The sequence below is a fragment of the Pelotalea chapellei genome, from assembly GCF_018531195.1.
GTDB classification, from domain to species: domain Bacteria; phylum Desulfobacterota; class Desulfuromonadia; order Geobacterales; family Pseudopelobacteraceae; genus Pelotalea; species Pelotalea chapellei.
Window position 1 is genome coordinate 288,072 of sequence record NZ_JAHDYS010000002.1, and the last position, 23,319, is coordinate 311,390.

At 51.6% G+C, this 23,319-nt stretch carries 28 protein-coding genes; 24 read left to right on the forward strand and 4 right to left on the reverse strand.

Annotated elements, in window-relative coordinates:
- Window positions 1-36 precede the first annotated feature (36 nt).
- The 7 genes from KJB30_RS03180 to KJB30_RS03210 are packed head-to-tail and all read left to right on the forward strand — an operon-like array spanning window position 37 to window position 3,019.
- Window positions 37-1,413, forward strand: coding sequence for a nuclease domain-containing protein (locus KJB30_RS03180; RefSeq protein ID WP_281415452.1), 1,377 nt, complete (start codon window positions 37-39; stop codon window positions 1,411-1,413).
- Window positions 1,410-1,694, forward strand: coding sequence for a hypothetical protein (locus KJB30_RS03185; RefSeq protein ID WP_246545448.1), 285 nt, complete (start codon window positions 1,410-1,412; stop codon window positions 1,692-1,694). The genes KJB30_RS03180 and KJB30_RS03185 overlap by 4 nt, the downstream gene beginning before the upstream one ends.
- Window positions 1,678-2,037 carry a virulence RhuM family protein gene (locus KJB30_RS03190; protein ID WP_214296489.1) on the forward strand — a complete coding sequence of 120 codons (360 nt, stop codon included), beginning with the start codon at window positions 1,678-1,680 and terminating at the stop codon, window positions 2,035-2,037. The genes KJB30_RS03185 and KJB30_RS03190 overlap by 17 nt, the downstream gene beginning before the upstream one ends.
- Window positions 2,038-2,073: 36 nt before the next feature.
- Window positions 2,074-2,292, forward strand: coding sequence for an addiction module protein (locus KJB30_RS03195; protein WP_214296490.1), 219 nt, complete (start codon window positions 2,074-2,076; stop codon window positions 2,290-2,292).
- Window positions 2,289-2,576, forward strand: a complete 288-nt coding sequence (locus KJB30_RS03200; RefSeq protein ID WP_214296491.1) for a type II toxin-antitoxin system RelE/ParE family toxin — start codon at window positions 2,289-2,291, stop codon at window positions 2,574-2,576. The genes KJB30_RS03195 and KJB30_RS03200 overlap by 4 nt, the downstream gene beginning before the upstream one ends.
- A gap of 41 nt (window positions 2,577-2,617) precedes the next feature.
- Window positions 2,618-2,824: a hypothetical protein gene (locus KJB30_RS03205; protein WP_214296492.1), complete on the forward strand. Its 207-nt coding sequence runs from the start codon at window positions 2,618-2,620 to the stop codon at window positions 2,822-2,824.
- A gap of 3 nt (window positions 2,825-2,827) precedes the next feature.
- Window positions 2,828-3,019, forward strand: coding sequence for a virulence RhuM family protein (locus KJB30_RS03210; RefSeq protein WP_246545449.1), 192 nt, complete (start codon window positions 2,828-2,830; stop codon window positions 3,017-3,019).
- A 72-nt stretch (window positions 3,020-3,091) separates the two neighbouring features.
- Here KJB30_RS03210 and KJB30_RS03215 read toward each other — a convergent pair whose 3' ends face one another.
- Complete coding sequence (locus tag KJB30_RS03215) at window positions 3,092-3,763, reverse strand: hypothetical protein (protein ID WP_214296493.1); 672 nt, start codon at window positions 3,761-3,763, stop codon at window positions 3,092-3,094.
- Complete coding sequence (locus KJB30_RS03220; protein WP_246545450.1) at window positions 3,756-4,346, reverse strand: DUF6036 family nucleotidyltransferase; 591 nt, start codon at window positions 4,344-4,346, stop codon at window positions 3,756-3,758. Before KJB30_RS03220 ends, KJB30_RS03215 begins: the two co-directional genes overlap by 8 nt.
- Window positions 4,347-4,795: 449 nt before the next feature.
- On the opposite strand from KJB30_RS03220, the gene smc reads away from it, so the two are divergent.
- The 13 genes from smc to truA all read left to right on the forward strand — a co-directional run bounded on the left by smc (window position 4,796) and on the right by truA (window position 18,803).
- Window positions 4,796-8,326, forward strand: a complete 3,531-nt coding sequence (gene smc, locus KJB30_RS03225; RefSeq protein ID WP_214296494.1) for a chromosome segregation protein SMC — start codon at window positions 4,796-4,798, stop codon at window positions 8,324-8,326.
- A 93-nt stretch (window positions 8,327-8,419) separates the two neighbouring features.
- Window positions 8,420-8,776: a roadblock/LC7 domain-containing protein gene (locus tag KJB30_RS03230; protein WP_214296495.1), complete on the forward strand. Its 357-nt coding sequence runs from the start codon at window positions 8,420-8,422 to the stop codon at window positions 8,774-8,776.
- Window positions 8,773-9,906, forward strand: a complete 1,134-nt coding sequence (ftsY, locus tag KJB30_RS03235; protein ID WP_281415446.1) for a signal recognition particle-docking protein FtsY — start codon at window positions 8,773-8,775, stop codon at window positions 9,904-9,906. Before KJB30_RS03230 ends, ftsY begins: the two co-directional genes overlap by 4 nt.
- 116 nt (window positions 9,907-10,022) lie before the next feature.
- Window positions 10,023-10,220, forward strand: coding sequence for a cell division protein ZapB (locus tag KJB30_RS03240; protein WP_214296496.1), 198 nt, complete (start codon window positions 10,023-10,025; stop codon window positions 10,218-10,220).
- Window positions 10,221-10,242: 22 nt separating this feature from the next.
- Window positions 10,243-10,518, forward strand: a complete 276-nt coding sequence (locus KJB30_RS03245) for a cell division protein ZapA (RefSeq protein WP_214296497.1) — start codon at window positions 10,243-10,245, stop codon at window positions 10,516-10,518.
- A 354-nt stretch (window positions 10,519-10,872) separates the two neighbouring features.
- Window positions 10,873-11,451: a 5-formyltetrahydrofolate cyclo-ligase gene (locus tag KJB30_RS03250; RefSeq protein WP_214296498.1), complete on the forward strand. Its 579-nt coding sequence runs from the start codon at window positions 10,873-10,875 to the stop codon at window positions 11,449-11,451.
- Between the two features lie 33 nt (window positions 11,452-11,484).
- Window positions 11,485-13,047: a ribonuclease Y gene (gene rny / locus KJB30_RS03255; protein WP_214296499.1), complete on the forward strand. Its 1,563-nt coding sequence runs from the start codon at window positions 11,485-11,487 to the stop codon at window positions 13,045-13,047.
- Complete coding sequence (locus KJB30_RS03260) at window positions 13,037-13,822, forward strand: TIGR00282 family metallophosphoesterase (protein WP_214296500.1); 786 nt, start codon at window positions 13,037-13,039, stop codon at window positions 13,820-13,822. The genes rny and KJB30_RS03260 overlap by 11 nt, the downstream gene beginning before the upstream one ends.
- A 25-nt stretch (window positions 13,823-13,847) precedes the next feature.
- The gene (gene tyrS / locus KJB30_RS03265; RefSeq protein WP_214296501.1) at window positions 13,848-15,059 is read left to right on the forward strand and encodes a tyrosine--tRNA ligase; all 1,212 of its coding nucleotides are present in this window, start codon (window positions 13,848-13,850) and stop codon (window positions 15,057-15,059) included.
- 5 nt (window positions 15,060-15,064) lie between these two features.
- Window positions 15,065-16,687 (forward strand): ABC-F family ATP-binding cassette domain-containing protein, encoded by a 1,623-nt coding sequence (locus KJB30_RS03270; protein WP_214296502.1) that lies wholly within the window; start codon window positions 15,065-15,067, stop codon window positions 16,685-16,687.
- 157 nt (window positions 16,688-16,844) lie between these two features.
- The gene (locus tag KJB30_RS03275) at window positions 16,845-17,045 is read left to right on the forward strand and encodes a cold-shock protein (RefSeq protein WP_214296503.1); all 201 of its coding nucleotides are present in this window, start codon (window positions 16,845-16,847) and stop codon (window positions 17,043-17,045) included.
- A 106-nt stretch (window positions 17,046-17,151) separates the two neighbouring features.
- Entirely contained in the window at window positions 17,152-18,045 is an 894-nt protein-coding gene (gene hslO, locus KJB30_RS03280) for an Hsp33 family molecular chaperone HslO (protein WP_214296504.1), read from the forward strand.
- Entirely contained in the window at window positions 18,045-18,803 is a 759-nt protein-coding gene (gene truA, locus KJB30_RS03285) for a tRNA pseudouridine(38-40) synthase TruA (protein ID WP_214296505.1), read from the forward strand. The genes hslO and truA overlap by 1 nt, the downstream gene beginning before the upstream one ends.
- A 2-nt stretch (window positions 18,804-18,805) precedes the next feature.
- Here truA and KJB30_RS03290 read toward each other — a convergent pair whose 3' ends face one another.
- A complete protein-coding gene (locus KJB30_RS03290; RefSeq protein WP_214296506.1) occupies window positions 18,806-19,324 on the reverse strand; it encodes a TlpA disulfide reductase family protein in 519 nt (172 codons plus the stop codon).
- 5 nt (window positions 19,325-19,329) lie between these two features.
- On the reverse strand, window positions 19,330-19,656 hold the full coding sequence (trxA, locus tag KJB30_RS03295) for a thioredoxin (protein ID WP_214296507.1): 327 nt from the start codon (window positions 19,654-19,656) through the stop codon (window positions 19,330-19,332).
- 152 nt (window positions 19,657-19,808) lie between these two features.
- On the opposite strand from trxA, the gene KJB30_RS03300 reads away from it, so the two are divergent.
- From KJB30_RS03300 to sfsA, 4 genes are read left to right on the forward strand one after another with little or no spacing between them, the layout of a single operon-like run.
- Window positions 19,809-20,405, forward strand: coding sequence for a precorrin-2 dehydrogenase/sirohydrochlorin ferrochelatase family protein (locus KJB30_RS03300; RefSeq protein WP_214296508.1), 597 nt, complete (start codon window positions 19,809-19,811; stop codon window positions 20,403-20,405).
- Window positions 20,402-21,202: a c-type cytochrome biogenesis protein CcsB gene (gene ccsB / locus KJB30_RS03305; protein WP_214296509.1), complete on the forward strand. Its 801-nt coding sequence runs from the start codon at window positions 20,402-20,404 to the stop codon at window positions 21,200-21,202. Before KJB30_RS03300 ends, ccsB begins: the two co-directional genes overlap by 4 nt.
- Window positions 21,203-21,247: 45 nt before the next feature.
- Window positions 21,248-22,549, forward strand: coding sequence for a glutamyl-tRNA reductase (gene hemA / locus KJB30_RS03310; protein WP_214296510.1), 1,302 nt, complete (start codon window positions 21,248-21,250; stop codon window positions 22,547-22,549).
- A gap of 9 nt (window positions 22,550-22,558) precedes the next feature.
- Window positions 22,559-23,251, forward strand: a complete 693-nt coding sequence (gene sfsA / locus KJB30_RS03315) for a DNA/RNA nuclease SfsA (RefSeq protein WP_214296511.1) — start codon at window positions 22,559-22,561, stop codon at window positions 23,249-23,251.
- The last annotated feature ends 68 nt before the right edge of the window (window positions 23,252-23,319 follow it).

A 23,319-nucleotide genomic window follows, 5' to 3' on the forward strand; every position in this document is an offset into this window, starting at 1 on the left:
GATATTAAAAATCTGGAAAACGGTCTCGAAGCGGCACTGTCTGCCGATATTTTCAGAGGGGTGTCCGATCCGGAAATGCTGCCGCTGGGGAGTCCGGTACTGCAGCGCAAGGAGGGCTACCGCGAGATTCTCCAGGCCTGGCTCAAGTTCGATATGGCCGCACGTCTGGTCTGGCATGGCGGCGATGATGTGTACGGCGCGGGTCAGCGTGACATCGCTGCGCTTTACGAATATTGGGTCTTCTTTCGGCTGCTGGACATAGTTGCCGGTATTTTCGAGCTGCAGAAGCCGGCGGTAGAGGAGCTGATCGAAAAGACGGGTGACGGCTTCGGACTGAAACTTAAATCGGGCCGGCATCTGGCCGTGAAAGGCAGCTTCGAATCAGGCGGCCGAAAGCTGCTCGTCGAGTTCGGCTACAACCGCACTTTTTCAGCCGACAAAAGGCGCACGAAAGAGGGCTCCTGGACGAAGAACATGCGGCCGGACTACACCCTCAGTTTGTGGCCGGCAGAATTCGAGCCCGAGGCTGCCGAAGCCCAGGAACTGATGGTGCATGTGCACTTCGACGCCAAATACCGGGTGGACCGGCTGACGGAACTGTTCGGCAGTGATGATGCGGACGCGGAAGAGCGTCAGGAGCAGCGCGGCACCTGGAAACGCGCCGACATGCTCAAGATGCACGCCTATCGCGATGCCATCCGCCGCACCCATGGTGCCTACATTCTCTATCCCGGTAACGACGCTCCTGCCAAATTTGCCGGTTTTCGCGAAATTCTGCCTGGGTTGGGTGCCTTCGTGATGAAGCCGGGCAACGGCGATGCGGACCTCTGCAAATTCCTCACCGACGTTGTGGAGCACGTCTGCGACCGCGCCACCTCACGAGAGCGCGAGACGTATCATGTCTATCGAGTGCATGAAGAACCCGCCGAATATCAAGTGAGTCAACTGATACCGGAATACGAAACGAAATCTAAACGCCGCCATGCTCCGCCGGTTGAGACTTCCGTTTTGGTTGGCTGGTGTAAGGATGAAAAACATTTGAAATGGATTCGGCAGAGCAAGCTCTACAACTTCAGAATGGATACGGCACCCGGTTCATTGCGGTTAAAACCGGAAATTGCCGGGGCGAAATATCTGCTGCTTCATGGTGCAGGGTCTAACGCGCTGCCGGGGCTGTACCGCATTACTTCCGAAGGCCCACGCGTCATTTCGAAAGATGCGCTTGTCAAAAAGGGCTATCCCCATGAGCCCAATCACGATCACTATTTGATATCAGATGTTGAACTGGCTGCAGAGTTTGAAGGTTTTGAATGGGATTTCACGAAACTGGCCAGCCGGCAGAAAGGCAGAGAATCGGCATGGCCGTATCATGTTTCGCTTGCTGAGTTGATGACGGTAAAGCGAAAACTATGACCGATCTCACCACCACTATCAAACACTTCGCCACCCTCAACCGCGCCCCCGGCCCAACCTGGACCGACCCCACCAACGCAAGCGCCGCACAGGTCGCTCCTGTTGTTGGCGGTGCTGGACCTGGTTCACCGTGGTTTCATCACTTCGCCGTTCATCGCCGTCACCAGCGATCTGGTGGAGCTGAACGAGCTGTTCAACTCTACTGCGGCGGATCATCCCCCGCGGCCAAACCAGCAGCATCGCCGGATTCCATGAGGTACGTGCATGACCACGACAGATAACGCAATAGTCCTGTATCAAAGTCCGGATGGGGCGGCTTCTCTTGAAGTCCATCTTGATCATGAGACAGTTTGGTTGTCTCAAAAGCAGATGGCGGAGCTGTTCCATCGTGAACGAAGTGTTATTACCAAGCACCTGCGCAATGTTTTTTCAGACGGAGAATTGGATGAAAAAAGCAATGTGCAAAATATCCACTTTGGAATTCGGGGGACATCTTACTTAACTCCTTTGGCGAATTCGGGGGATATTGCAACTACTCGTTGTTGCCTTGACCTTACTGACGCAGAGAGGTATACTCCTCGCAACACTCCGAAATTTAAGGATTTATATACTGTTTGCCCTTAATGCAACTTATGGATTGAACCAAGATGAGGTGCTCAAATGATTGACCGTAACAATCCACTCATCCGCGAGGCAACCAGTCTTCCCCCGCTCGACAAGCTGCGACTGGTTGACTATCTCCTTGAATCCCTTGATATGCCCGATACTGAGCTTGAAAAGCTGTGGGCCGAGGAATCTTCCCGTCGATGGAAAGGGTATAAGGGCGGAGAGATAGGCTCTGTTTCTGCTGCCGAGGTCTTCGAAAAATACAAACCATGAATATCCGCTTCCTTGAACCTGCCCGGAACGAACTTGATGACGCGTTTGACTGGTACGAAATGGAGCAGAGCGGTCTTGGCCAACGCTTCCTTTCAGAGATCCAGTCTGCCCTGAAGCGGATCACCGTCTTTCCTGACAGTTGTGCTGTCATTGCTCCCGGCCTGCGGCGCTGCATGACCCGGAAGTTTCCTTATATGTTGGTTTACGGTTTGGAAAACGATACTGTTGTCATAGTTGCTGTTGCGCATATGCATCGTACGCCCCATTACTGGCAGGGCAGATAATTGAACCGGTTTCATCGCAGCGGCCAAGATATCGCCGTTCCATGACCTCACTAACCACCTCCATAAAACACTTCGCCTCCCTCAACCGCGCCCTCGGGCCCAACCTGGACCGACGCCACAAGCGCAAGGCCCTGCACAAGCCTCTCCTGCTGCTGGCGGTGCTGCTGGACCTGGTGCAACGCGGCATACTGGCGGCGGATCATCCCCCTCGGCCAGAACAGCAGTTTCACCGAAAATTAAGAGGTTAATGCATGGCCACGACAGATAACGCAATAGTCCTGTATCAAAGTTCGGATGGCGCGGCTACCCTTGAAGTTCGCCTTGACCATGAAACCGTCTGGCTGACCCAGGATCAGATGGCGGAACTGTTCGGCAGGGAGCGTTCAGTAATCACCAAGCATCTGCGCAATGTATTCAAAGAGGGGGAACTGGAGGAAGATTAAGTTCGTGCAAAATATGCACATACTGCCCTCCTTTATATTTCACTACAAACTGTCCGTGCTATCACCTTACCGTCATAATCCCATGACTATCCGAGCCATGCGATGCAGTTCCGTATTGGCCAGGGCAACGACCTTCTTCTTGACGGCCCGCGAGTAATACTCCTTTTCTGTTTTTGTCAGCGGAAGGCCATCCAGCTTTTTTCTGAATAACTCCTTCTGTTTTGGAGAAAAGAGTTGCGACAGGGCATATTCAAGCGACAGTTCTTCGTAGGTATCCTTACGCTGCCGATTCTTTTCGGCATCCTTCTCGAAGTACAACTCAAACGTTCCCTTGAGTCGTTCCGGCTGAAACTCCCTGCCCCCGAGAGAGAAAGACAAGTCATGGGCGAGTGCATTTCTCACTTGTTTCAGCCGTGATTTGTCCTGATCGGAAAATTTGTCCTGCATCTGCTTCATCCAGAAAAAGGAAAGATGATAGGATTCGTAGAGAGCTGCAGACAGGATCAGCAGCGTCCGGAAATCGTCTTTTTCCTCGTCGGTTGTCAGATTGTCGCATGTCCGCTGATAATCGAAGCGCAACTCCCTGGCGGCATTTGCGAGCAAGACCGGAAAAGCTTCCCAGAAGCGGGTTTCCGGGCTTTTCACGACTTCGGCAAGGGTCTGGTTGACATCGAACTCCTTACTGGTTTCCATAAGGGGTAATCCAAGTCGGGATAATCGCTCCAGCAGGTTTGTGTCATTCATACAGATTCTCCTCGCGAAGCAGTGCGACAAATCGGTCGATATGTACGCCAATACGGTCTACTGCTATATCGTAGCTGACCAGTTCGCGGTAATGGCTCACTAGTCGGTCGACATCAATCTGATCACGATGGGCCTTCACCAGGATCAGACAATCTTCAAAATCGACCCCCGTGCCACGCATCAGCTTGCTGGAGATCAGATCATAATAATTGAGTATCCCGATGTAGAGTCGGGAATACTCTTTCAACAGGTAATGATTATTTGGTGCCAGCGGCGTCTCAAGCAGTTCGGTTGTATGAATCTTTTTGCCGGGAAACAGGTCAAAGCGGAATATGTCTCCTTTCCGCAGCCACCCCCAACTGGTCTCCGGTTCGTAATCCAGACTTTTCAGCATCTTAATCAGATAGGCATACTCGGAGACGTTGGGAACCATGAAATCGACATCCTTGGTGGATGCCTTGACATCCAGCAGGGTCATTGCCGTTCCACCGCAGGCGATGAGGTGAACCTTCCTTTTCAGGAATCGGTTCCATTGTTCCAGAATATCAAGCAACTTTTGTTTGTTGAGCCGGTATTCCATCATTATCCTTTTTTTTAACAATTAATTGTATTTATTTATACAATTAATTGCATTTATTTGTACATATTTTTTAAATACGACAAGAGGTGAGAATATGGTAGGGCAGATCTCCTTGAATCCCTTGATATGCCCGATATTGAGATTGAAAAGCTGTGGGTTGAGGAATCTTCCGTCGGTGGGAAGGGTATAAGGGTGGAGAGATAGGCTCTGTTTCTGCTGCCGAGGTCTTCGAAAAAAACAAACCATGAATATCCGCTTCCTTGACAGGGTAGATAATTGAACGGTTTCATCGCAGCGGCCAAAAGATCGTCGTTCCACAACCTCACACGCCCTCCATAAACCCGTAACCCCACCCCCGGACAAGCCAGAAGAGACGCTCCAAACGCCTGATCCCGCACATAATAACGTCCCGCTGGACATAGTTTCCACTCGTCTGATAAAGTACGCAACTCATGAAGATCAAACGCCTCGAAATATCAGGGTTTAAATCCTTTGCCGACAAGGTCGTGCTCGATTTCCAGCAGGGTGTGACCGGTGTGGTCGGCCCCAATGGCTGCGGCAAGTCCAATATCGTGGACGCTATCCGCTGGTGCATGGGGGAGCAGTCCGCCAAAAATCTGCGCGGCAAGGCGATGGAAGACGTTATTTTCGCCGGCAGCGAGACGCGCAAACCGCTCGGCATGGCTGAAGTATCGCTGATCTTCTCCACCGAGGATGGACGCGCGCCGGCAAAATACCTGGATTACGCTGAGATTCAGCTTACCCGCCGGCTGTACCGCGACGGCGAAAGTGACTATCTGATCAACCGGACCCCCTGCCGTCTGCTTGATATTACCGAACTATTCATGGACACCGGTGTCGGTACCCGAGCCTATTCGATTATTGAACAGGGCAAAATCGGACAGATCCTGCATTCACGTCCGGAAGAACGGCGCTTTCTGATTGAAGAGGCGGCCGGGGTGACCAAGTTCAAGTCCCGCAAGCACCTGGCATTGAAGAAGATCGAAGGGACCCGTCTTAATCTGGCCCGGTTGGGGGATGTGCTGGGAGAAATTCGCCGCCAGCTGGCTTCTTTGCAGCGGCAGGCCCGTAAGGCTGAAAAATTTCGTGAATACCGGGATGAACTGCGGGAGATAGATTTATTTTTCACCACCCGGGAGTACCTTGAAACCAGGAAACGAAGAGAGTCGGCAGAGCAGGAACTGGCTAGCCTCAATGAACGATTCCGCGAAACATTTGCCGCTTCCAGTGTTGGTGAATCGCGAGTGGAAGAGGCGCGGCTTGCGTTGGTGGAGGCTGAAAAAGTTCTTGCTGTGACCCAGGAAGAAATCTTCAAGATCAGGAGCGAGTCGAGTGCTGCCGAAAGCGGTCTGGAATTCCAGCGCAAGGAGCTTTCTTCGCTGACTGCCAGGTTGGCCCGCCTTGAATCTGAAAGCAGTGAACTGGGAGGACGGCTGGCAGAATGCATCGAGCAGCGCGCCCAACTGGAGCTGCGGCGTGATTCGACTGGAACTGGCAGTGTTGACCTGCAGACGGAACTGCTTCAGGCAGAAGAAGAACTGGTTGGTTTTCAGCAGGGAGAGGTGGAGGTCAGTCAGAATCTGGAAGCCCGGCGTAAAGAACTGTTTGCCGCTTTGTCTGAATCGGCTCAATTCAAGAGTCGTTATGAGAATGCCCGCAAGAGACTGGCAACACTTTCCGAACGTCTGGAACGGCATGGCCGAGAGGGGATTCAGCTGGCAGAACGCCTTGAACTGGCCCAAAGACGTGCTGCAACAATCGATGCAGATTATGGCGGAGCCATTGGGGAGCAGGAATCTTACAGGGTTGAGTTGGCCGGGTTGCGGAAACGGGAAGATGAACTGAAATCTCGGCTGCCCGAAATGGAAAAAAAATGGCAAACCGCCCGGGATGATCTGAGCCGAAGTACATCACGCCTGCATTCACTGCGTGAGCTGGAAGCCCAGTTTGCCGGTTACGGGCAAGGGGTCAGGAATCTAATGAAAGCTTCTGAGCTTCGCCACCGTTTCAGTGGCGTTCTGGCTGATGCCGTGATTGCTCCCCCGGAGTTGGAGGCGGCACTTGAAGCAGTCTTGGCCGACCGTCTGCAGTGTGTGTTGTGCAGCAATGAAAGTGATGCTCTGGAATCTCTGGAATTCCTCAAGAAGAGCAATGGAGGCCGGGTTAGTCTGGCACTGTCGGTTGAGTTTGAACCTCAAGCAACCTCTGCAGTGGAGGGTGGGCAGCAACTTGATTCTCTGGTAGAGGTCTCCGGGCCATTTAGCGGCTTGATGCTGCGGCTTCTGACCGGCGTAATACTCGTGGATGGTCTTCCTGAGGCGCTTTCTCTTGCCCGCATACATCCCGGGCTGACTTTTGTTTCTCGGGACGGGGATGTGGTCAGCCTTGGCGGTGTTATTTCCGGCGGTTCTGCGGAACAGGTCAGGACAGGGATCATTCATAAAAAGCGCGAAATACGCGATCTGGAAGAGCGGGTGGAACTGCTTGAGCAGGATGTGGCGGGACTGGGGAGTGAACGTGATCAATTGCGCAGCCAGTCCCAGGAGGTGGCCGAAGGGCTGAAAAGCGTCGGGAGTCTGCTGCACCAGGCCGAATTGCGGCTGGCTGGATTAATCAAGGATCGCCAGCAGGCAGCGGATGAGATTGTCCGCACGGAAGAGCGGTTGGCTGTACAAAGTCTGGAGGCTGAAACCCTGCGTGAGGAGCACGAAGCTCTTGTGGGAGAAGAGACGCTTTCTCTGGAACAAATGAATACGACAGCTGCTGCCTCCCAGGGACTGGAGCAGGAGGTTAACAGGTTCAAAGAGGAGCTGGATGCCGGGCGGAGCAGGCTGGGACTCGCTCGTGAGCGGGTTACGGCACTGCGCGTGCGGGTTGCTACGCTTAAAGAGCAGCATGAAGCCCATCAACGGGGTCTTCTTGACCTGGAGCGGCAGGTGGATGACCTGCAGCGGCGTATGACCGCTGACCGGGAGGAAATGGAAAAAGGGGCTCTTGAGCGCAACCGCTTGCAGACTTCCATTGCTGAACAGAGCGAGCGGCTTGAAGCATTGGTGCTACGACAGGTTCGGGCTGAACAACAGCTGGCTGACGCACGATCTGGCTATGAAGCTGCCGGAGCTGTGCTGGCCGAAACCGAGGCAACCGTGAAGCTTTCCCGTGAAAACCATGATGCAGTGCGCCAGGCTCAATCGGATCTGAAGGTACTTTTTTCGACTCTCAGTATGCAGGCAGAGCATCTCGAACGAGGGGTAATGGAGAAAAGCCGCATTACCATCAGTGAGGCGATGAGCAGTTTCGAGTCTGTAGAGTTTGATGAAGCTGAGCGGAGAGGGCGACAAGTTGAGCTGCAGCGTCTTTTAGATGAGCTGGGTGAAGTTAATCTGATGGCAATTGATGAATGTGCGGGCATGGAGGAGCGCTTCACGTTCCTTGCGGCCCAGAAAGAGGACCTCGAGGAGTCGCTGCGTGGTCTGCAGCAGGCTATTCAGCGCATCAACCGCACGACACGTCAGCGATTTCAGGAAACCTACGCTTTGGTTAATGCAAAATTCCAGGAAGTCTTTCCGCGCCTGTTCTGCGGCGGGCGAGCTGAACTACGTCTGACCAATGAGGATGATCTGCTGGAGACCGGCATCGACATTATTGTGCAGCCTCCCGGCAAAAAGCTGCAGAACGTGACCCTGCTTTCCGGCGGGGAAAAAGCGCTGACCGCGGTGGCGCTGATTTTTTCGATTTTTCTGATCAAGCCGACCCCCTTCTGCTTGCTGGATGAAGTTGATGCGCCTCTGGACGATGCCAACATTGGTCGCTTCAATGACATGGTACGGGAAATGAGCGCGATCTCCCAGTTCATTATCATTACCCATAACAAGGCCACCATGCAGGTGGCTGACTCGCTGTACGGTATTACCATGGAGTCGCCTGGCGCTTCCAGAGTGGTGTCGGTACGGCTGAATTAATCAAGTATCGGGGGCCAGGAGCCAGGGACATGGGACTGGACAAAATTTTCCGATCCCCAGTCACTGTCCCTAGTCCCCTTTATCGGAGGTTTGATGCCGTACAAGCAGATTATGAAAGATCTTGTCGAAAAAGTCCCTGGGGCGACCGGTGCCATAGTACTCGATTGGGAAGGGGAGGCAGTGCAGGAATACTGCTACTGTGAACCGTATGAAATTCGTTTTGTGGCCGCCCACCAGGGGCTCGTTTTAAGCCAGCTTAGAGAGCTGCAGCAAACGGGACAGGGAGGAGCTATAGAGGAAGTTGTGGTAACCTCTTCAGATAGATCTCTGATTACCGGCTGTATCAACCAGGACTACTCGCTTATGCTGAGCATAGATCGCAGCTGTCCTGTGGCTTTAGCTCTACATCATTTTCGCACCACGATTACCGTACTCAGGAAGGAGATATGATGGAGCAGCAGGAGAAAAAAGGATTCTTTCGGGGTCTGTTCAACAAAATCAGTGGAAAACCCGAAGAAGTGCCTCCGGAGAATCAGCCGGTGGAGGAGGAACAACAGGTAGAGCAGCCTCAGGAGGTTCGACCCGAGCAGGAGGAGCTCCATCCTCCCCTGCCAGTGGTTCCCGTGGTTGAAGAACCGCCCGCGGTTGTGGAAACACAGGCCAAGCCCAGTTTTTTCGAACGGCTTAAACAGGGATTGCAGAAAACCAAAGATGGTTTGGTAGGACGCATAGATACTCTGGTGTTGGGGAAAAAAGAGATAGATGCCGATACTCTGGAAGAGCTTGAGGAGATTCTGATAACCTCCGATATGGGGGTAAAAACTACCCTTGAGTTGGTGCGCACGTTGGAGCAGCGTTTGAAGCGCAACGATCTCAAGGATGGTGCGGCCCTGCGAGCCGCTCTGAAGGAAGAAATTCTGCAGCGACTTGAGCTGCATCATGCTCAGTTGAATCCTTCAACCCGCCATCCTTTCGTAATACTGGTGATCGGTGTTAATGGAGTCGGCAAAACCACCACGATCGGGAAACTGGCCTCGCGTTTTACGAGTGAGGGCAAGAAAGTTTTGCTTGCGGCAGCAGATACATTCCGCGCTGCCGCAGCCGAACAGCTGGTGGCTTGGGGTGAACGTGCCGGAGTGGATGTCATTCGTCACAAAGAGGGGGCCGATCCTTCGGCAGTGGTTTTTGATGCCTGCAAGGCTGCCCTGGCGCGTAATGTTGATATTTTAATTGTTGACACGGCGGGACGGTTGCACACAAAAGTTAATCTGATGGAAGAGATGAAAAAAATTCGCCGGGTGATCGACAGGGAAATTCCCGGAGCACCACATGAGACCCTGCTGGTAGTGGATGCAGCTACAGGTCAGAATGCCATCTCGCAGGCCCGTCTTTTCAAAGAAGCGGCCGGGGTAAGTGGCATTGCATTGACCAAACTGGATGGTACGGCCAAGGGGGGCATCGTGGTCGCTGTCAGTCATGAATTTGCCCTCCCGGTGCGATACATCGGGGTTGGCGAATCAATAGAAGATTTGCGCGATTTTGATCCACGAGAATTTACGGACGCACTCTTTCTCGCCTGACAGAGGGGGCGCCAGGGTGCCATGAAAGGGGCTATGAAGCCCGCAATTTCACGTAATTGGCCTTGACTTCATCCTGGTTTACACGTATATTCAGCACCCCGAAAGGAGTCTTATTTATGAGTTCTGAATTGTTTCATGCCCTTGATGAAAAAGTCAGCGGCTTGTTGGAAAAATATGTATCATTGAAAGATGAAAATGCACTTTTGCTTGAAGAGATTGCTTCTCTCGAAGAGGCAAACAAGCGATTGCAGTCAGAGCGTGAAGGATTCAAGGCTGGTGTGGATGCCATTCTCAGCAAGTTGGAAGGCGTATGATAAGCCCGGGCGGTGACGCAGCATGAAGACATCTCACTCGGTCACCATTCTCGGAAGAGAGCTTTCGGTCAAAAGTTCTGCGTCAGCAACAAAAGTTCAGGCGGTTGAAGCATTCGTAAATGGCAGGCTTCAGGAGATCGGTGCCGCTCTCAAGAGCGGCGATGCTCAGCTGGTACTGATGCTGGCGCTGCTCAATACCGCTGAACAATATCTGGATTTAAGAGCATTGCAGGAGGCCCAGGCTCCGCTGCTGGAAGAGCGGCTGAAGGTGCTCCTTGAGAAGATAGATGCTGCCTGAAAAGGCTGGCAGAGGGACAGCGGCCGACACCTAAATGGTCAGGCCGAGCATGACGGAGATGTGCATTGGCCTTGCTGGTGCGAAGGTTCTTCAGGAAGACTTGATATATATTCGCAATACAATAATCAGCCCCGACAGGTATGGCTGCTTTTAGCCTGCTTGCTGAATCTGAGAAACAGAATATATCTTAAACAGAAAGGAAGGAATAGCTCCCCGAGCTCAGGAACCAGGCATAACCTCATTCCACCGCATCTTGCGAGCCATTCCCGCGACCTTTCTCCCTCCCTGACCATCCTTTCCAGCACTCTGCCGGACTCCCCACTATTTTAAAAAAGAAGTTCATTCGGAAGCTTTATGCCCAAGCGTACGCTTCGCCAACAGGTACTGGCACGACGCAAATCGCTTAGCCAGGAAGAATGGCGTGCTTCAAGTGATCTGGCCCAGTTGAACTTCCTTTCTCTGGAGGAATTCACCGGGGCGGAATGTGTCGCGCTCTATTCGCCGGCTCATCATGAACCTGATACGACGATGATTCTTGGTGCAGCGATAGCGGCTGGAAAGAAGGTACTTTACCCGGTCGTGTGTGGAAACCACATGGTTTTGCGGCAGGTAGAGGGGGCAACATGTCTCACCCGGGGGTGTTTCGGCATTCTTGAACCCTGTTCCGGACCGGATCACCAGGCGGATGAGGCTGATCTTATTGTTGTTCCCGGAGTCGTATTCGACCTGAATGGTCACCGTATCGGTTATGGGAAAGGCTTTTACGACCGCTTCCTGCAGCACCCCGGCAGGCATGCTCATCTGGTCGGGCTCTGCTATGATTTCCAGGTAATGGACGAAATGTCTCTGCCTGTCGATCAACACGATATTCAAATGGAGGTACTAGTTACAGATAAACGAATAATTCACTGCGGAAGTAACCGGCGCCATTAAATGGTCCGGATTCACATAGAGGAGGTTACAGATATGGAAAACGTAATAATGATTGTAATAACCCTGGTGGCAGCTGTCGGTGCGTATATCGCCGGTAGCAGGATAAGCAAGAAAGACTCCGGCTCCATCGTCCGGCAGGCAGAAGAACTGGCCAGCAAAGTACTTGATGATGCCCGTCGTGAGGCAGAGACCATTGCCAAGGAGGCAGAGCTCAAGGCTAAAGACGAAGCGCTGCAAATCAAGGATGAGTATGAGCAGGAACTTCGTGAGAAAAAGAAGGAGCTCCAGGGTCTTGAGAAGCGGCTTGGACAGAAGGAAGAAAATCTGGACAAGAAAGTAGCTCTGTTCGATCAGAAAGAGCTTGATATTCTTAAGAAGGAACAGATTTTTACACAGAAAGAACAGTCTCTTCAGCAACGTGACGAGGAGCTGAAGCAGGCTGCTGATGTCCAGCGGGCTAAACTGGAAACAATCTCCGGCATGTCAGCATCGGAAGCCAAGAAGGAGCTGATGGATGCCATGGAGGATGAAGCAAAGCATGATGCCGCTAAATTGATTAAAATAATTGAGGAAGAAGCACGCGAGACAGCCGATAAAAAAGCCAAAGAACTCATCTCCCTTGCTGTGCAGCGTTATGCCGGCGAATATGTGGCAGAGAAGACCGTCTCGGTCGTGCCATTGCCGTCTGATGAGATGAAAGGGCGCATTATCGGACGCGAAGGGCGCAATATTCGTGCATTGGAAGCAGCTACTGGTATCGACCTGATTATTGATGACACTCCGGAAGCGGTAATTCTTTCCGGCTTCAACCCTGTTCGCCGTGAAGTGGCACGTTTGTCCCTTGAAAAACTGATTGCCGACGGTCGTATCCATCCTGGCCGCATTGAGGAAGTGGTAGCCAAATCAACCGAAGAGGTTGAGCAGACCATCAAGGAAGCAGGGGAACAGGCAGCTTTCGACCTCGGTGTCCACGGAATCCATCCCGAGGTCCTCAAGCTCATTGGTCGTCTTCGTTACCGCACATCCTACACGCAAAACGTATACCAGCATTCTCTGGAAGTCGCCTTTCTCTGCGGCATCATGGCCGCCGAGCTTGGCGTCAACGTGAAGCAGGCCAAGCGTGCCGGACTGCTGCATGACCTTGGCAAGGCTGTTGATCATGAAGTTGAAGGTTCCCATGCCGTGATCGGTGCCGAGCTGGCCCGTAAATATGGTGAGTCTCCAAAGATCGTGCATGCCATCATGGCCCACCATGAAGATGAAAAACCGACCACTGTCCTGGCTGTTCTTGTTCAAGCTGCTGACGCCCTCTCCGGCGCCCGCCCTGGTGCCCGGCGTGAGATGATGGAAACTTATGTAAAACGACTGGATGATCTGGAGCGCATTGCCACCTCTTTCAGCGGGGTGACCAATTCTTTTGCCATCCAGGCCGGCCGTGAAATTCGTGTAATGGTGTCAAGCGATCAGATAACCGATGACCAGTCTCTGATCATGGCACGTGACATAGCCAAGAAGATCGAAGCCGAAATGACTTATCCAGGTCAGATCAAAGTTAACGTAATCAGGGAAACCAGGGCAGTGGAATATGCCCGTTAAAATTCTCTTCATAGGGGATATTATCGGCAAACCGGGACGTCAGGCGCTCTCACGCGAGTTGGACCGCCTGGTTGACCGGCACTGTATCGATCTGGTGATCGTTAACGGTGAAAATGCTGCCGGTGGTTTCGGGCTGACTACAGAAACAGTCAAAGAGTTGTTTGACATCGGTGTTCATGGCATCACCAGCGGCAACCATATCTGGGACAAAAAAGAGCAGGTGCCCATGGTGCTTGCTCACCCGCATGTCATCCGCCCGGCCAATTATCCTGATGGAGCAGCCGGTCGGGGCAGCATGATTCTGACCACACCGGGTGGAGTAAAGGTTGGGGTCCTGAATCTTGAAGGGCGCATTTACATGAAGAACCTTGAGTGCCCCTTCCGAGTTGCCGACCGGGAGATTGAATCCCTGCGACAGGAGACGGCTGTCATCTTCGTGGATTTTCATGCGGAAGCCACTTCGGAAAAGTCAGCCTTGGGATGGTACCTGGATGGTCGGGTCAGTGCGGTGATCGGCACTCACACCCATGTGCAGACTGCGGATGAACGGATCCTTACCCAAGGTACAGCTTACATGTCCGATGCCGGCATGACCGGTAGCTTTGATTCCGTGATTGGCATCGGCAAGGAAGAAGCTATCCGCAAGTTTATGACCCAGCTGCCGGTAAAATTCGAAGTGCCAAAGAAAGATATCCGTCTGAATGGTGTGGTTGTGGAAGTCGACGAAGCGACCGGCAACGCACTGGCAATAGAGCGTATCGCTGTAACCTGCTGAACTATATCACCCGAGGTTTCCAATAATGTCCGTAGCTGAACAGATGGCTGTAATCAAGCGTGGCTCCGTTGAAGTCCTTATAGAGAAGGAACTTGAGAGCAAACTGGAAAAATCACTTGCTGCCGGCGTTCCTCTCAAAATCAAGGCCGGGTTCGATCCCACCGCGCCTGACCTGCATCTGGGACATACGGTACTGATTCACAAACTGCGTCAGTTTCAGAAGCTGGGTCACGAAGTCAATTTCCTGATCGGTGACTTCACTGGCATGATTGGCGATCCCACCGGCAAGTCTGAAACCCGTAAAGTGCTGACCCGTGAAGATGTGCTTCGCAATGCGGAAACCTACAAGGAACAGGTTTTTAAAATTCTGGACCCCGAGAAAACAAAGGTAGTCTTCAACTCAACTTGGCTAAACGAGCTGGGCGCTGGTGGTATGATCGGTCTGGCCTCAAAATATACGGTTGCCCGCATGCTTGAACGCGACGATTTTCATAAACGGTTTTCTACCCAGCAGCCGATAGCCATTCATGAGTTCCTGTATCCTCTGATACAGGGATATGATTCCGTGGCACTACATTCGGATGTGGAACTGGGGGGCACGGATCAGAAATTCAACCTGTTGATGGGGCGTGAGCTGCAGCGTGAGTGGGGGCAGACACCCCAATGTGTTCTAACGATGCCTCTTCTGGAAGGTCTGGATGGTGTCAACAAGATGTCCAAATCTCTGGGGAATTACATTGGCATCAACGAACCTGCTGACGAGATATTCGGAAAGGTCATGTCTATCTCGGACGAGTTGATGATCCGTTATTACGAACTGCTTTCCGACATGCCGCTGGCTGATCTGGAGAAACTGAAGCAGGGTCTTGGCGATCGAACGATGCACCCCATGGCTGCCAAGAAGGCACTTGGCCGGGAAATTGTCTCACGCTTCCATGGTGCCGGCGCCGGTGAGATTGCAGAAGAAAATTTCGTAAAACGTTTCAAGCAGAATGAGGTGCCTGATGAGATGCCGCAGGTCAGTTATCGCCTGGCCGACGGCAGTGTATTGCTGGCCAAGGCAATGACAGAGGCAGGTCTGACAAAATCTAACGGTGAGGGTCGCCGCTCTATCGATGGCGGCGGGGTTAAGTTGAATGGTGAAAAAGTCAGTGATGTTAATTTGGAACTTTCCAGCGGCGGAGAATATATTGTTCAGATCGGCAAGCGTCGCTTTGCCAGAATAATGGTGGCCTGACCCGAATGATTCACCTTTCCAATATTACCAAGCAACATGGTTCACACCTCCTTTTCCGCGAAGCAAGTTTTCAGATTCTCCCAGGAACCCGCAGCGGCCTGGTTGGTCCTAATGGCGCAGGGAAGACCTCTCTTTTCCGTATTATAACCGGCGAGGAGGATGTTGATGGCGGCGAAATTTCCTGCTCGAAGAAAACAACCATTGGTTACTTTTCCCAGGACGTAGGCGACATGTCCGGCCGTTCCGCCCTCGATGAAGTTATGGCGGGCTCGGCTGAAACTATGCGTCTGGCGGGTGAATTGAAGGAAATGGAAGCAGCCATGTGCGAGCCGCAGTCGGACGATGAGATGGCTGCCTTGCTGGAACGCTATGGCAGTGCCCAGGAAGACTTTGAGCACCGTGGCGGCTACGATCTTGATACCCGTGCACAGACAGTGCTGACGGGGCTCGGCATTGGGCCCGACCGTTTTCATCTGCCTGTGGAATCCTTCAGCGGCGGGTGGAAAATGCGCATTGCCCTTGCCAGGATTCTGACCCTGAAGCCGGATGTGCTTCTGCTGGATGAGCCGACCAACCACCTGGACGTGGAGTCAATCATCTGGCTGGAAGAATGGCTGGCCAATGAATTTGATGGCGCACTGCTGATGACTAGCCATGATCGCGATTTCATGAACCGCATAGTAACCCGCATCATCGAGGTTGCTAACAAAACGGTAACCACCTATGGCGGCAACTATGATTTTTACGAGCGGGAGCGCGATATCCGCCTCGAACAATTGCTAGCCAGTCACAAACGTCAGCAGGACATGCTGGCTAAGGAAGAAGAATTCATCGCACGTTTTGCCGCCAGGGCTTCCCATGCTGCCCAGGTTCAGTCACGAGTGAAGAAGATCGATAAGATTGAGCGCATCGAGATTCCACCTGAGGAGCGTGCCGTTCGTTTTGAGTTCAACGAACCACCTCGCAGCGGAGATGATGTCGTGGTTCTGGAGGACTTGGGAAAAACCTGGGAAACGCATGACGGGCGCCAGCATCCTGTTTTCAGCGGTGCATCTGGAGTCATTCGTCGAGGAAACAAGATTGCCGTTGTCGGGGTCAACGGTGCCGGAAAGTCTACTTTTTTGAAAATGATAGCTGGACAGACCGAGCCTACCCAGGGCCAATTCAAGTTAGGTGCGAACGTGGAGCTCGGCTACTTCAGCCAGCATGCGATGGAGTTACTCGATCCACGCAAGACGGTTTTCGAAACCTTGCAGGACGCCATGCCTCTGGCTACCATTGGTGTGATCCGCAATCTGCTTGGAGCTTTCCTGTTTTCGGGCGATGCAGTGGATAAACGTATTGAAAATCTTTCAGGCGGTGAAAAGAGCCGCGTGGTACTGGCAACTCTTCTTGCGCGGCCGATTAATTTTCTGGTGCTGGACGAACCGACAAACCATCTCGATATCCGTTCGCGTGAGATCCTTCTGGAAGCGCTGAAGAATTTCAGCGGCACAGTGGTGCTGGTGAGTCATGACCGTCACTTTCTGCGCCTGTTGGTTGACAGGGTGTTTGAGATCGATCACGGTGAAATGCGCACCTATGAGGGCAGCTACGAATATTACTTGAGCAAGTCTCATCATGCTTAAGTCGATGAAATTTCCTCGACCCAGTTTTTCCAGCTGTATACAATTTATATTGCTACCCCATTTAATTTGTTGACATCCATTCGTCACATATGTATTTTCTAGTAATACCGGTGTTTCGCCGGAACATTAAAAGATTGTATCAGGAGAAGGTAAGCAAATGGTAAACGGAACAGTAAAATGGTTCAACGACAGCAAGGGGTTTGGGTTTCTTGAGCAGGAGAATGGCGAAGATGTTTTCGTACACTTTTCAGCTATCACTGGCGACGGCTTCAAATCACTTGCAGAAGGCGATAATGTAACTTTTGAACTGGTCAAAGGTCCTAAAGGCCTGCAGGCTGCCAACGTAACCAGAGTTTAATTTTAAACTCTTTTTTACGGTTTAAGAGCCTCGGAGAAATCCGGGGCTTTTTTTGTTGAACAGACTGCAGTCACAAAGGATGTTTTAAGCAAACTATGAGGTAGTAATGAGCGATTATATAGTTCGAGCACTGAGTACGTCGGGTGGCATCAGAATTCTGGTATGTACTGCAACTGATTTAACACGAGAAATTTGCACATTGCAGGGCGCTTCTCCCACTGTCAGCATAGCCATGGGACGTGGCTTGGCAGGAGGTGCGTTGATGGGAGCGCTGCTGAAGCAGAACCAACGGGTTGCCCTGAAGTTTGAAGGCAACGGCCCAATGCGCAAAATGATAATAGAAGCTGACAGTGATGGTGCAGTACGAGCCAGCGTTGGTGATCCTGCTGCAGATGTGGAACCAGTGGCGGGCCGTTGGAATGTGGCGGGTCTGCTGGGAAAAGCAGGATTTCTGACAGTATCGAAGGATTTGGGAGTAGGCGGAGAACCGTATCACGGTATGGTGCAGCTGCGGTCAAGTGAGATAGGCGATGATCTGGCATATTATCTGACGGATTCGGAGCAGGTACCATCTGCAGTAGGATTGGGTGCAAGTCTTGACGAATCGGGAAATATTTCGGTTTGCGGAGGGTTTCTGGTGCAGGCGCTTCCTAAAGCTGATCCAGCTGAGATCGATGAAATAATGGCGAATATAGGCTCTCTGCCACCAATTTCAGATCTTCTCAGAGAGGGAGGGCCAAAAAAGATCGTCGAGCAGCTCTTTGGTTCAGTTGCCTCAGTACTGCTTGAGACCAAAGAGATATTCTTTCGTTGCGGATGTTCTAGAGAAAAGGTTGATCGGGCCTTGATGACGTTCGGAAATGATGAATTGCGTGATATGTCCATCAATGAGAAAGGTGCCGAGATAACCTGTGAGTTTTGTCGCAAAACATACAGTTTTGATGCAGCTGACCTTGAGCGTATTATTGATGCGTCTGTACAAATGACTGCTGAAAAATAATGAGAAAGGTGCGATTGACCATCGAATACGAAGGGACCAGGTATGCCGGTTGGCAGGTGCAGCCAAACGGATTGGCCATTCAACAGGTCATGGAAGAGGCTTTAATGAGTCTACTGGGTGAACAGGTGAGGCTTCGTTCCTCAGGTCGGACCGATGCCGGAGTCCATGCTCTGGGTATGGTGGCTGTTTTTTCAACGACTAGTCATCTCCCCTTACGTGCATTCGTCGATGGTACCAATCGGTTTTTACCACCGGACATTGCTGTGCGTGAGGCAACAGAGGCTTCTTCCGATTTCAATCCGATTGCTCATGCTGTGAGCAAACACTACCGTTATACAATCTACAATACCTTCGTCCGTTCACCTTTGAGGCGATTCTCAAGTTGGCATGTCAAAGAGCCGCTTGATCTGGCAGCTATGCAGACCGCGGCCAGCAACTTTGTGGGGCGTCATGATTTTGCCTCATTTCGAGCATCAAATTGTGCGACAAAGACTACCGAGCGCAGGGTCGATGCTGTACATGTCAGCCGAGATGGTGCACTGGTTTATATTGATGTGATCGGTGAAGGTTTTTTGAAGAACATGGTACGGGTAATGGCTGGGACATTGGTTGACGTGGGCAGAAAGCGTTTCGCCCCGGAGTATATAGCTTGGCTGCTGCTTAATCCGGACAGAAAAAAGGCCGGCGTTACGGCGCCGGCCTGTGGTTTGTGTCTGATGGAAGTTTCATACGGTGAAAAAGTCGATCGTCTCGAGTAGCCTTATTTTTCCAAGAGCAGATTCTTGATCAGCCGCTCCATTGAACGGCCCATTTCATCGGAAAATCCCCTGTAAATCTCAACAACTTTTCCTTTCTTATCTATGAGGAACATGACTGGTACGGAACGAATTCCAAAATCTGTCTGCACAGTTTCACCAGCCAAAGCCACTGGATAATTTATGTGATGCTCGTCGCAAAAGCTTCGAAGAAGGCGTTCGCCATCTTCGTCAGCACTTAGACCTAATACCTGAAGTCCCTGTTTCCCATATTTGTTGTTCATTTCCACTAGGTGAGGAATAGATTTGCGACATGGAGCACACCAGCTGGCAAAGAAATCAATCACCAGAACGTGGTTGCGGTAATTATCCAGTGTGACTGTTTGCCCAGAGGTTGTTACTACTTTGAAATTGGGTGCCGGCTGACCTGTTCGCACAACTGCATGAGCCGAATTCGGCAGCTGAGAAAAAACTGCCAGCAGTATTAAAAGGACAAGTTGTATGGTTAGTCGGACCGGTTTCATGTTATTTATTGAGCTTTGGCAATCAGTGCTTCCAATTGAGACTTGGGCACTGCGCCAACGACCTGATCAACGACGACGCCACCTTTGAAGAGGATCAAGGTGGGAATGCCACGCACACCATACTTGCCAGGGGTAGCAGGATTTTCGTCTACATTGACTTTGCCAACCTTGATGTCGGCATGTTCATCAGCGACTGCATCAATTAAAGGAGCAATAGCTTTGCAAGGTGCACACCAGGTGGCCCAGAAATCGACAAGAACCGGGACCTCAGACTGAAGTACCTCACGTTCAAAATTTGCATCAGTGAATGCTACTACCTTTTCGCTGGACATGGATAACTCTCCTTAAAAAGAATAAAATTAACGATGAAATGATATACCAGGCAGGGAAAAAAGCAAGCCATATCTCGGACTGTGCCTGGTTGTAACGGTCTGGAAATGAGAGTATGATTTCACAAAAAAAGCAGGTACCAGGACAGAGATAAATGCCATATTTGCCGTTGAACATTGATGCAGAACAGCGCCAGATTCTGGTGGCAGGGGGAGGAGTAGTTGCTGCTCGCAAGGTTCGCGTGCTCCTAGAAACCGGCGCGCGGGTACACGTTGTTGCCCCGGAACTGGTGACGGATCTCAAAGTTCTTGTTGCAGCAGAAAGCATTACCCGACGTATTGGAAGCTACGAGCGATCGGATTTGAAAGGGCATTTTCTGGTGGTTGCAGCTACCAATGATGTTGAAGTCAATAGGGATATTGCTGCCGACGCCCGGGCAGAAGGTATTCTCGTCGCTGTGGCGGATGATCCGAGGATTGGTGACTGCCTCTTCCCAGCCATTTTACGACGCGGTAAACTGGAAATCAGTATATCCACCGCAGGAACCAGTCCCGCTTTTGCAGTGGAAGTCAGGAACCTTATCGCAGGAATGATAGATGTCGGATACGGACTCGCCCTTGATCAACTGGCGGCTGAACGTGAAAAGCTGTTGACGGAAGGGAATGGCAGCACTTACAATAAAAAGATTATGCGCTCCCGCGCCAGGGAGTTGATCAAACAGCTTGCAGAACGCAAGGATCGTGTATTATGACGCATTTCTTCTTTTCGCTGACGTTAGGCTTGTATGTATGCGCCACAGCAGCCTATCTTGGCTGTCTTTTCAAGGTATCCACCAAGCTGACCCAATGGGCAACCCGCCTGCTGGGAATTGGCTTCATCGCCCACATACTTTCTACAATTCATCTGGCAAATCAGGTAAAACATCTGCCGCTGACAGACATGCAAGGTGCATTATCTTTCTTCAGTTTGATGATCATCGGAGCATTTCTTTTCTTTGAGCGAAAGTACAAGGTGACGACCCTCGGATCTTTTGTTACGCCGGTAGCTTTGCTGATGTTGATTGTTTCCAGTGCCTTGCATGGTGGAGCACGTCAGTTACCACCTATACTGCAGAGCAATTGGTTCTGGTTTCACGCGCTCTTGGCTTTTGCCAGTTATGCCGCCTTTGCCATTGCCTGCGGGGTAGCCGTCATGTATCTGCTCCAGCGGTCTCTGCTCAAGAAAAAACATTTTAACGGACTGTTCCAGAAACTCCCACCATTGGAAACTTTGGATGAGATCAGTTATCGTTGTCTTGCAATCGGTTTCCCATTGTTGACAGTTGCAATCATCTCAGGGGCTATCTGGTCGGAAAAAGCCATCGGAAACTATTGGGAATGGGACCCCAAACAGACATGGTCATTAATCACATGGCTGATTTACGCAGCCCTGCTGCACGGGCGCCTTACCATCGGCTGGCGTGGCAAGCGTGCCGCTATCCTGTCGATCATCGGCTTTGTGGTACTTCTAGTCACCTTTTTCGGCATGAAGCACAGTATTACGTGGTAACGCAGAATACGTTCCTATAACAACTTTCAGGGAAACTTCAGCATAATGAATATTATCGTCGTCGGCCTTTCCCATAGAACCGCTACCGTGGAAATACGGGAAAAGGTTGCATTTTCACCTAACCTTATCGAAAAACCGCTGCGCACTCTGGTGTCTCTGGAAGGCATTGTCGAGGGAGTTATTGTTTCAACCTGCAACAGGGTTGAGATTTATGCAACCACTCGTGACATTGCCGGTGGCATTGCCCGCATTAAACGGTTTATGGCCGATCACCACCGGATTCCATTGGAATCACTTGAGCCACACTTGTACAGCTATCATTCCGAAGCTGCTATCCGCCATGTCTTTCGTGTTGCCTCCAGCCTTGATTCTATGGTCATAGGCGAACCCCAGATATTGGGCCAGATAAAAACTTCCTACGGTTATGCAGCTGAATATAAATCTTCCGGCATCATCCTCAACCGCTTCCTCCACAAAGCTTTCTCTGTTGCAAAACGAGTGCGTACTGAGACCAAAATAGCCTCTTCTGCCGTATCGGTGGCCTTTGCTGCTGTTGAACTTGCAAAGAAAGTACTTGGTGACTTATCCGACAAGACGGTCATGCTTGTTGGCGCCGGGGAAATGTGCGAGCTGGCGGCAAAGCATTTTATCAATAGCGGAGCCAAGGGAGTGATGGTCACCAATCGTACCTTTGAACGGGCCGAGCGGCTGGCCGATGAGTTCAAGGGTGAAGCGGTGCCATTTGAAGAACTGTTCCAGCACCTGCATCGCGCGGACATAGTGCTTTCTTCGACCGGGGCACCTCATGTAATCATAACACCCAAAGATGTGACTGACGTTGTCAAACGTCGTAAATTCAGGCCGATGTTTTTCATTGATATCGCAGTGCCGCGCGACATCGATCCAAAAGTTGACGATGTGGACGGTGCCTTTTTGTTTACTGTCGATGATCTGCAGGAGATCGTCCAAGCCAACCTTGCCCAGAGAAATCGTGAAGCCGAGAAAGCTGAAGAAATCATTGATCAGGAGATTGGCCAGTTTTACAAGTGGCTTTCTTCACTGGGGGTTACTCCTACGATCGTTGCATTGCGCAGCCGCTTCGATGAAATCCGGCGAACAGAACTGGAAAAAACCATTTCCGGCTGGAAAGAGTTGCCTCCTGACAGTGAGAAACGTCTGGAAGCACTGACCATGGCAATCATGAACAAGCTGCTGCATGCCCCAACCACTGCGCTTAAGCAGGCTGGACAGGGGGGGCGGGTTGATCTTTACGTGGATGCGCTACGTCAGTTATTCGACCTGCAGACCGGCCTCCAGGATGATGACGAGCTGGAACTGGAAGAGTAGCCGGATTTCGTGAAACTCCCTCCTCTCATAACCGGTGTTCTGGTCAAGCGTTACAAGCGGTTTCTGGCGGATGTCATTCTTGAGGATGGCAGCCTGACGACTGTGCACTGCCCCAATTCAGGCAGCATGAAAGGGTGTGCAGAGCCGGGAAGTCGAGTGTACCTGTCCCGCAGTCCTAATCTGAAACGGGCTCTCCCCCTGACGTGGGAATTGGTGGAATCATGCGGAGTATGGGCCGGCATCAATACCTGCCTTCCTAACAGGCTGACTCGCGAGGCGATTGAGAACGGTGCAGTAGTAGAACTGCAGGGTTATACCACCATTCGTCCCGAAGTCCCTTATGGCGAAGCCAGCCGGATTGATCTGTTGCTGGAAAATTCAGAAGGGCGCTGTTTTGTCGAAGTTAAAAATGTCACTCTTGTTGATGATAACCGTGCCTTGTTTCCGGACGCTGTCACCACTCGCGGGCAGAAACACCTGCATGAGCTGATGCGGGTGGTGCGGGAGGGAGACCGCGGCGTAATCTTTTTCACTGTTCAACGTAGCGATGGTCATTCCGTCTCACCGGCTGACTTGATTGATCCGGAATATGGGCGGTTGCTGCGTCAGGCGATTGAAAACGGCGTGGAGGCGCTGGCTTATCGGGCAGTGGTGACACCGCAGGAGATTGTGCTGACCGAGCGATTGCCGGTACTGATATAGGTTGTTGAAAAACAGCCATCTCGCCGCCGTCCTCTACAGCAACCTTGTGCGGCGTAGCGCTGCGGCCC

What these genes read in the sequence shown, in the direction of transcription:
- KJB30_RS03185 (WP_246545448.1), top strand. Translation starts at nt 1,410, where the DNA reads ATGACCGATCTCACCACCACTATCAAACACTTCGCCACCCTCAACCGC.
- KJB30_RS03190 (WP_214296489.1), top strand. Translation starts at nt 1,678, where the DNA reads ATGACCACGACAGATAACGCAATAGTCCTGTATCAAAGTCCGGATGGG.
- KJB30_RS03195 (WP_214296490.1), top strand. Translation starts at nt 2,074, where the DNA reads ATGATTGACCGTAACAATCCACTCATCCGCGAGGCAACCAGTCTTCCC.
- KJB30_RS03200 (WP_214296491.1), top strand. Translation starts at nt 2,289, where the DNA reads ATGAATATCCGCTTCCTTGAACCTGCCCGGAACGAACTTGATGACGCG.
- KJB30_RS03205 (WP_214296492.1), top strand. Translation starts at nt 2,618, where the DNA reads ATGACCTCACTAACCACCTCCATAAAACACTTCGCCTCCCTCAACCGC.
- KJB30_RS03210 (WP_246545449.1), top strand. Translation starts at nt 2,828, where the DNA reads ATGGCCACGACAGATAACGCAATAGTCCTGTATCAAAGTTCGGATGGC.
- KJB30_RS03215 (WP_214296493.1), bottom strand. Translation starts at nt 3,763, where the DNA reads ATGAATGACACAAACCTGCTGGAGCGATTATCCCGACTTGGATTACCC.
- KJB30_RS03220 (WP_246545450.1), bottom strand. Translation starts at nt 4,346, where the DNA reads ATGATGGAATACCGGCTCAACAAACAAAAGTTGCTTGATATTCTGGAA.
- smc (WP_214296494.1), top strand. Translation starts at nt 4,796, where the DNA reads ATGAAGATCAAACGCCTCGAAATATCAGGGTTTAAATCCTTTGCCGAC.
- KJB30_RS03230 (WP_214296495.1), top strand. Translation starts at nt 8,420, where the DNA reads ATGCCGTACAAGCAGATTATGAAAGATCTTGTCGAAAAAGTCCCTGGG.
- ftsY (WP_281415446.1), top strand. Translation starts at nt 8,773, where the DNA reads ATGATGGAGCAGCAGGAGAAAAAAGGATTCTTTCGGGGTCTGTTCAAC.
- KJB30_RS03240 (WP_214296496.1), top strand. Translation starts at nt 10,023, where the DNA reads ATGAGTTCTGAATTGTTTCATGCCCTTGATGAAAAAGTCAGCGGCTTG.
- KJB30_RS03245 (WP_214296497.1), top strand. Translation starts at nt 10,243, where the DNA reads ATGAAGACATCTCACTCGGTCACCATTCTCGGAAGAGAGCTTTCGGTC.
- KJB30_RS03250 (WP_214296498.1), top strand. Translation starts at nt 10,873, where the DNA reads ATGCCCAAGCGTACGCTTCGCCAACAGGTACTGGCACGACGCAAATCG.
- rny (WP_214296499.1), top strand. Translation starts at nt 11,485, where the DNA reads ATGGAAAACGTAATAATGATTGTAATAACCCTGGTGGCAGCTGTCGGT.
- KJB30_RS03260 (WP_214296500.1), top strand. Translation starts at nt 13,037, where the DNA reads ATGCCCGTTAAAATTCTCTTCATAGGGGATATTATCGGCAAACCGGGA.
- tyrS (WP_214296501.1), top strand. Translation starts at nt 13,848, where the DNA reads ATGTCCGTAGCTGAACAGATGGCTGTAATCAAGCGTGGCTCCGTTGAA.
- KJB30_RS03270 (WP_214296502.1), top strand. Translation starts at nt 15,065, where the DNA reads ATGATTCACCTTTCCAATATTACCAAGCAACATGGTTCACACCTCCTT.
- KJB30_RS03275 (WP_214296503.1), top strand. Translation starts at nt 16,845, where the DNA reads ATGGTAAACGGAACAGTAAAATGGTTCAACGACAGCAAGGGGTTTGGG.
- hslO (WP_214296504.1), top strand. Translation starts at nt 17,152, where the DNA reads ATGAGCGATTATATAGTTCGAGCACTGAGTACGTCGGGTGGCATCAGA.
- truA (WP_214296505.1), top strand. Translation starts at nt 18,045, where the DNA reads ATGAGAAAGGTGCGATTGACCATCGAATACGAAGGGACCAGGTATGCC.
- KJB30_RS03290 (WP_214296506.1), bottom strand. Translation starts at nt 19,324, where the DNA reads ATGAAACCGGTCCGACTAACCATACAACTTGTCCTTTTAATACTGCTG.
- trxA (WP_214296507.1), bottom strand. Translation starts at nt 19,656, where the DNA reads ATGTCCAGCGAAAAGGTAGTAGCATTCACTGATGCAAATTTTGAACGT.
- KJB30_RS03300 (WP_214296508.1), top strand. Translation starts at nt 19,809, where the DNA reads ATGCCATATTTGCCGTTGAACATTGATGCAGAACAGCGCCAGATTCTG.
- ccsB (WP_214296509.1), top strand. Translation starts at nt 20,402, where the DNA reads ATGACGCATTTCTTCTTTTCGCTGACGTTAGGCTTGTATGTATGCGCC.
- hemA (WP_214296510.1), top strand. Translation starts at nt 21,248, where the DNA reads ATGAATATTATCGTCGTCGGCCTTTCCCATAGAACCGCTACCGTGGAA.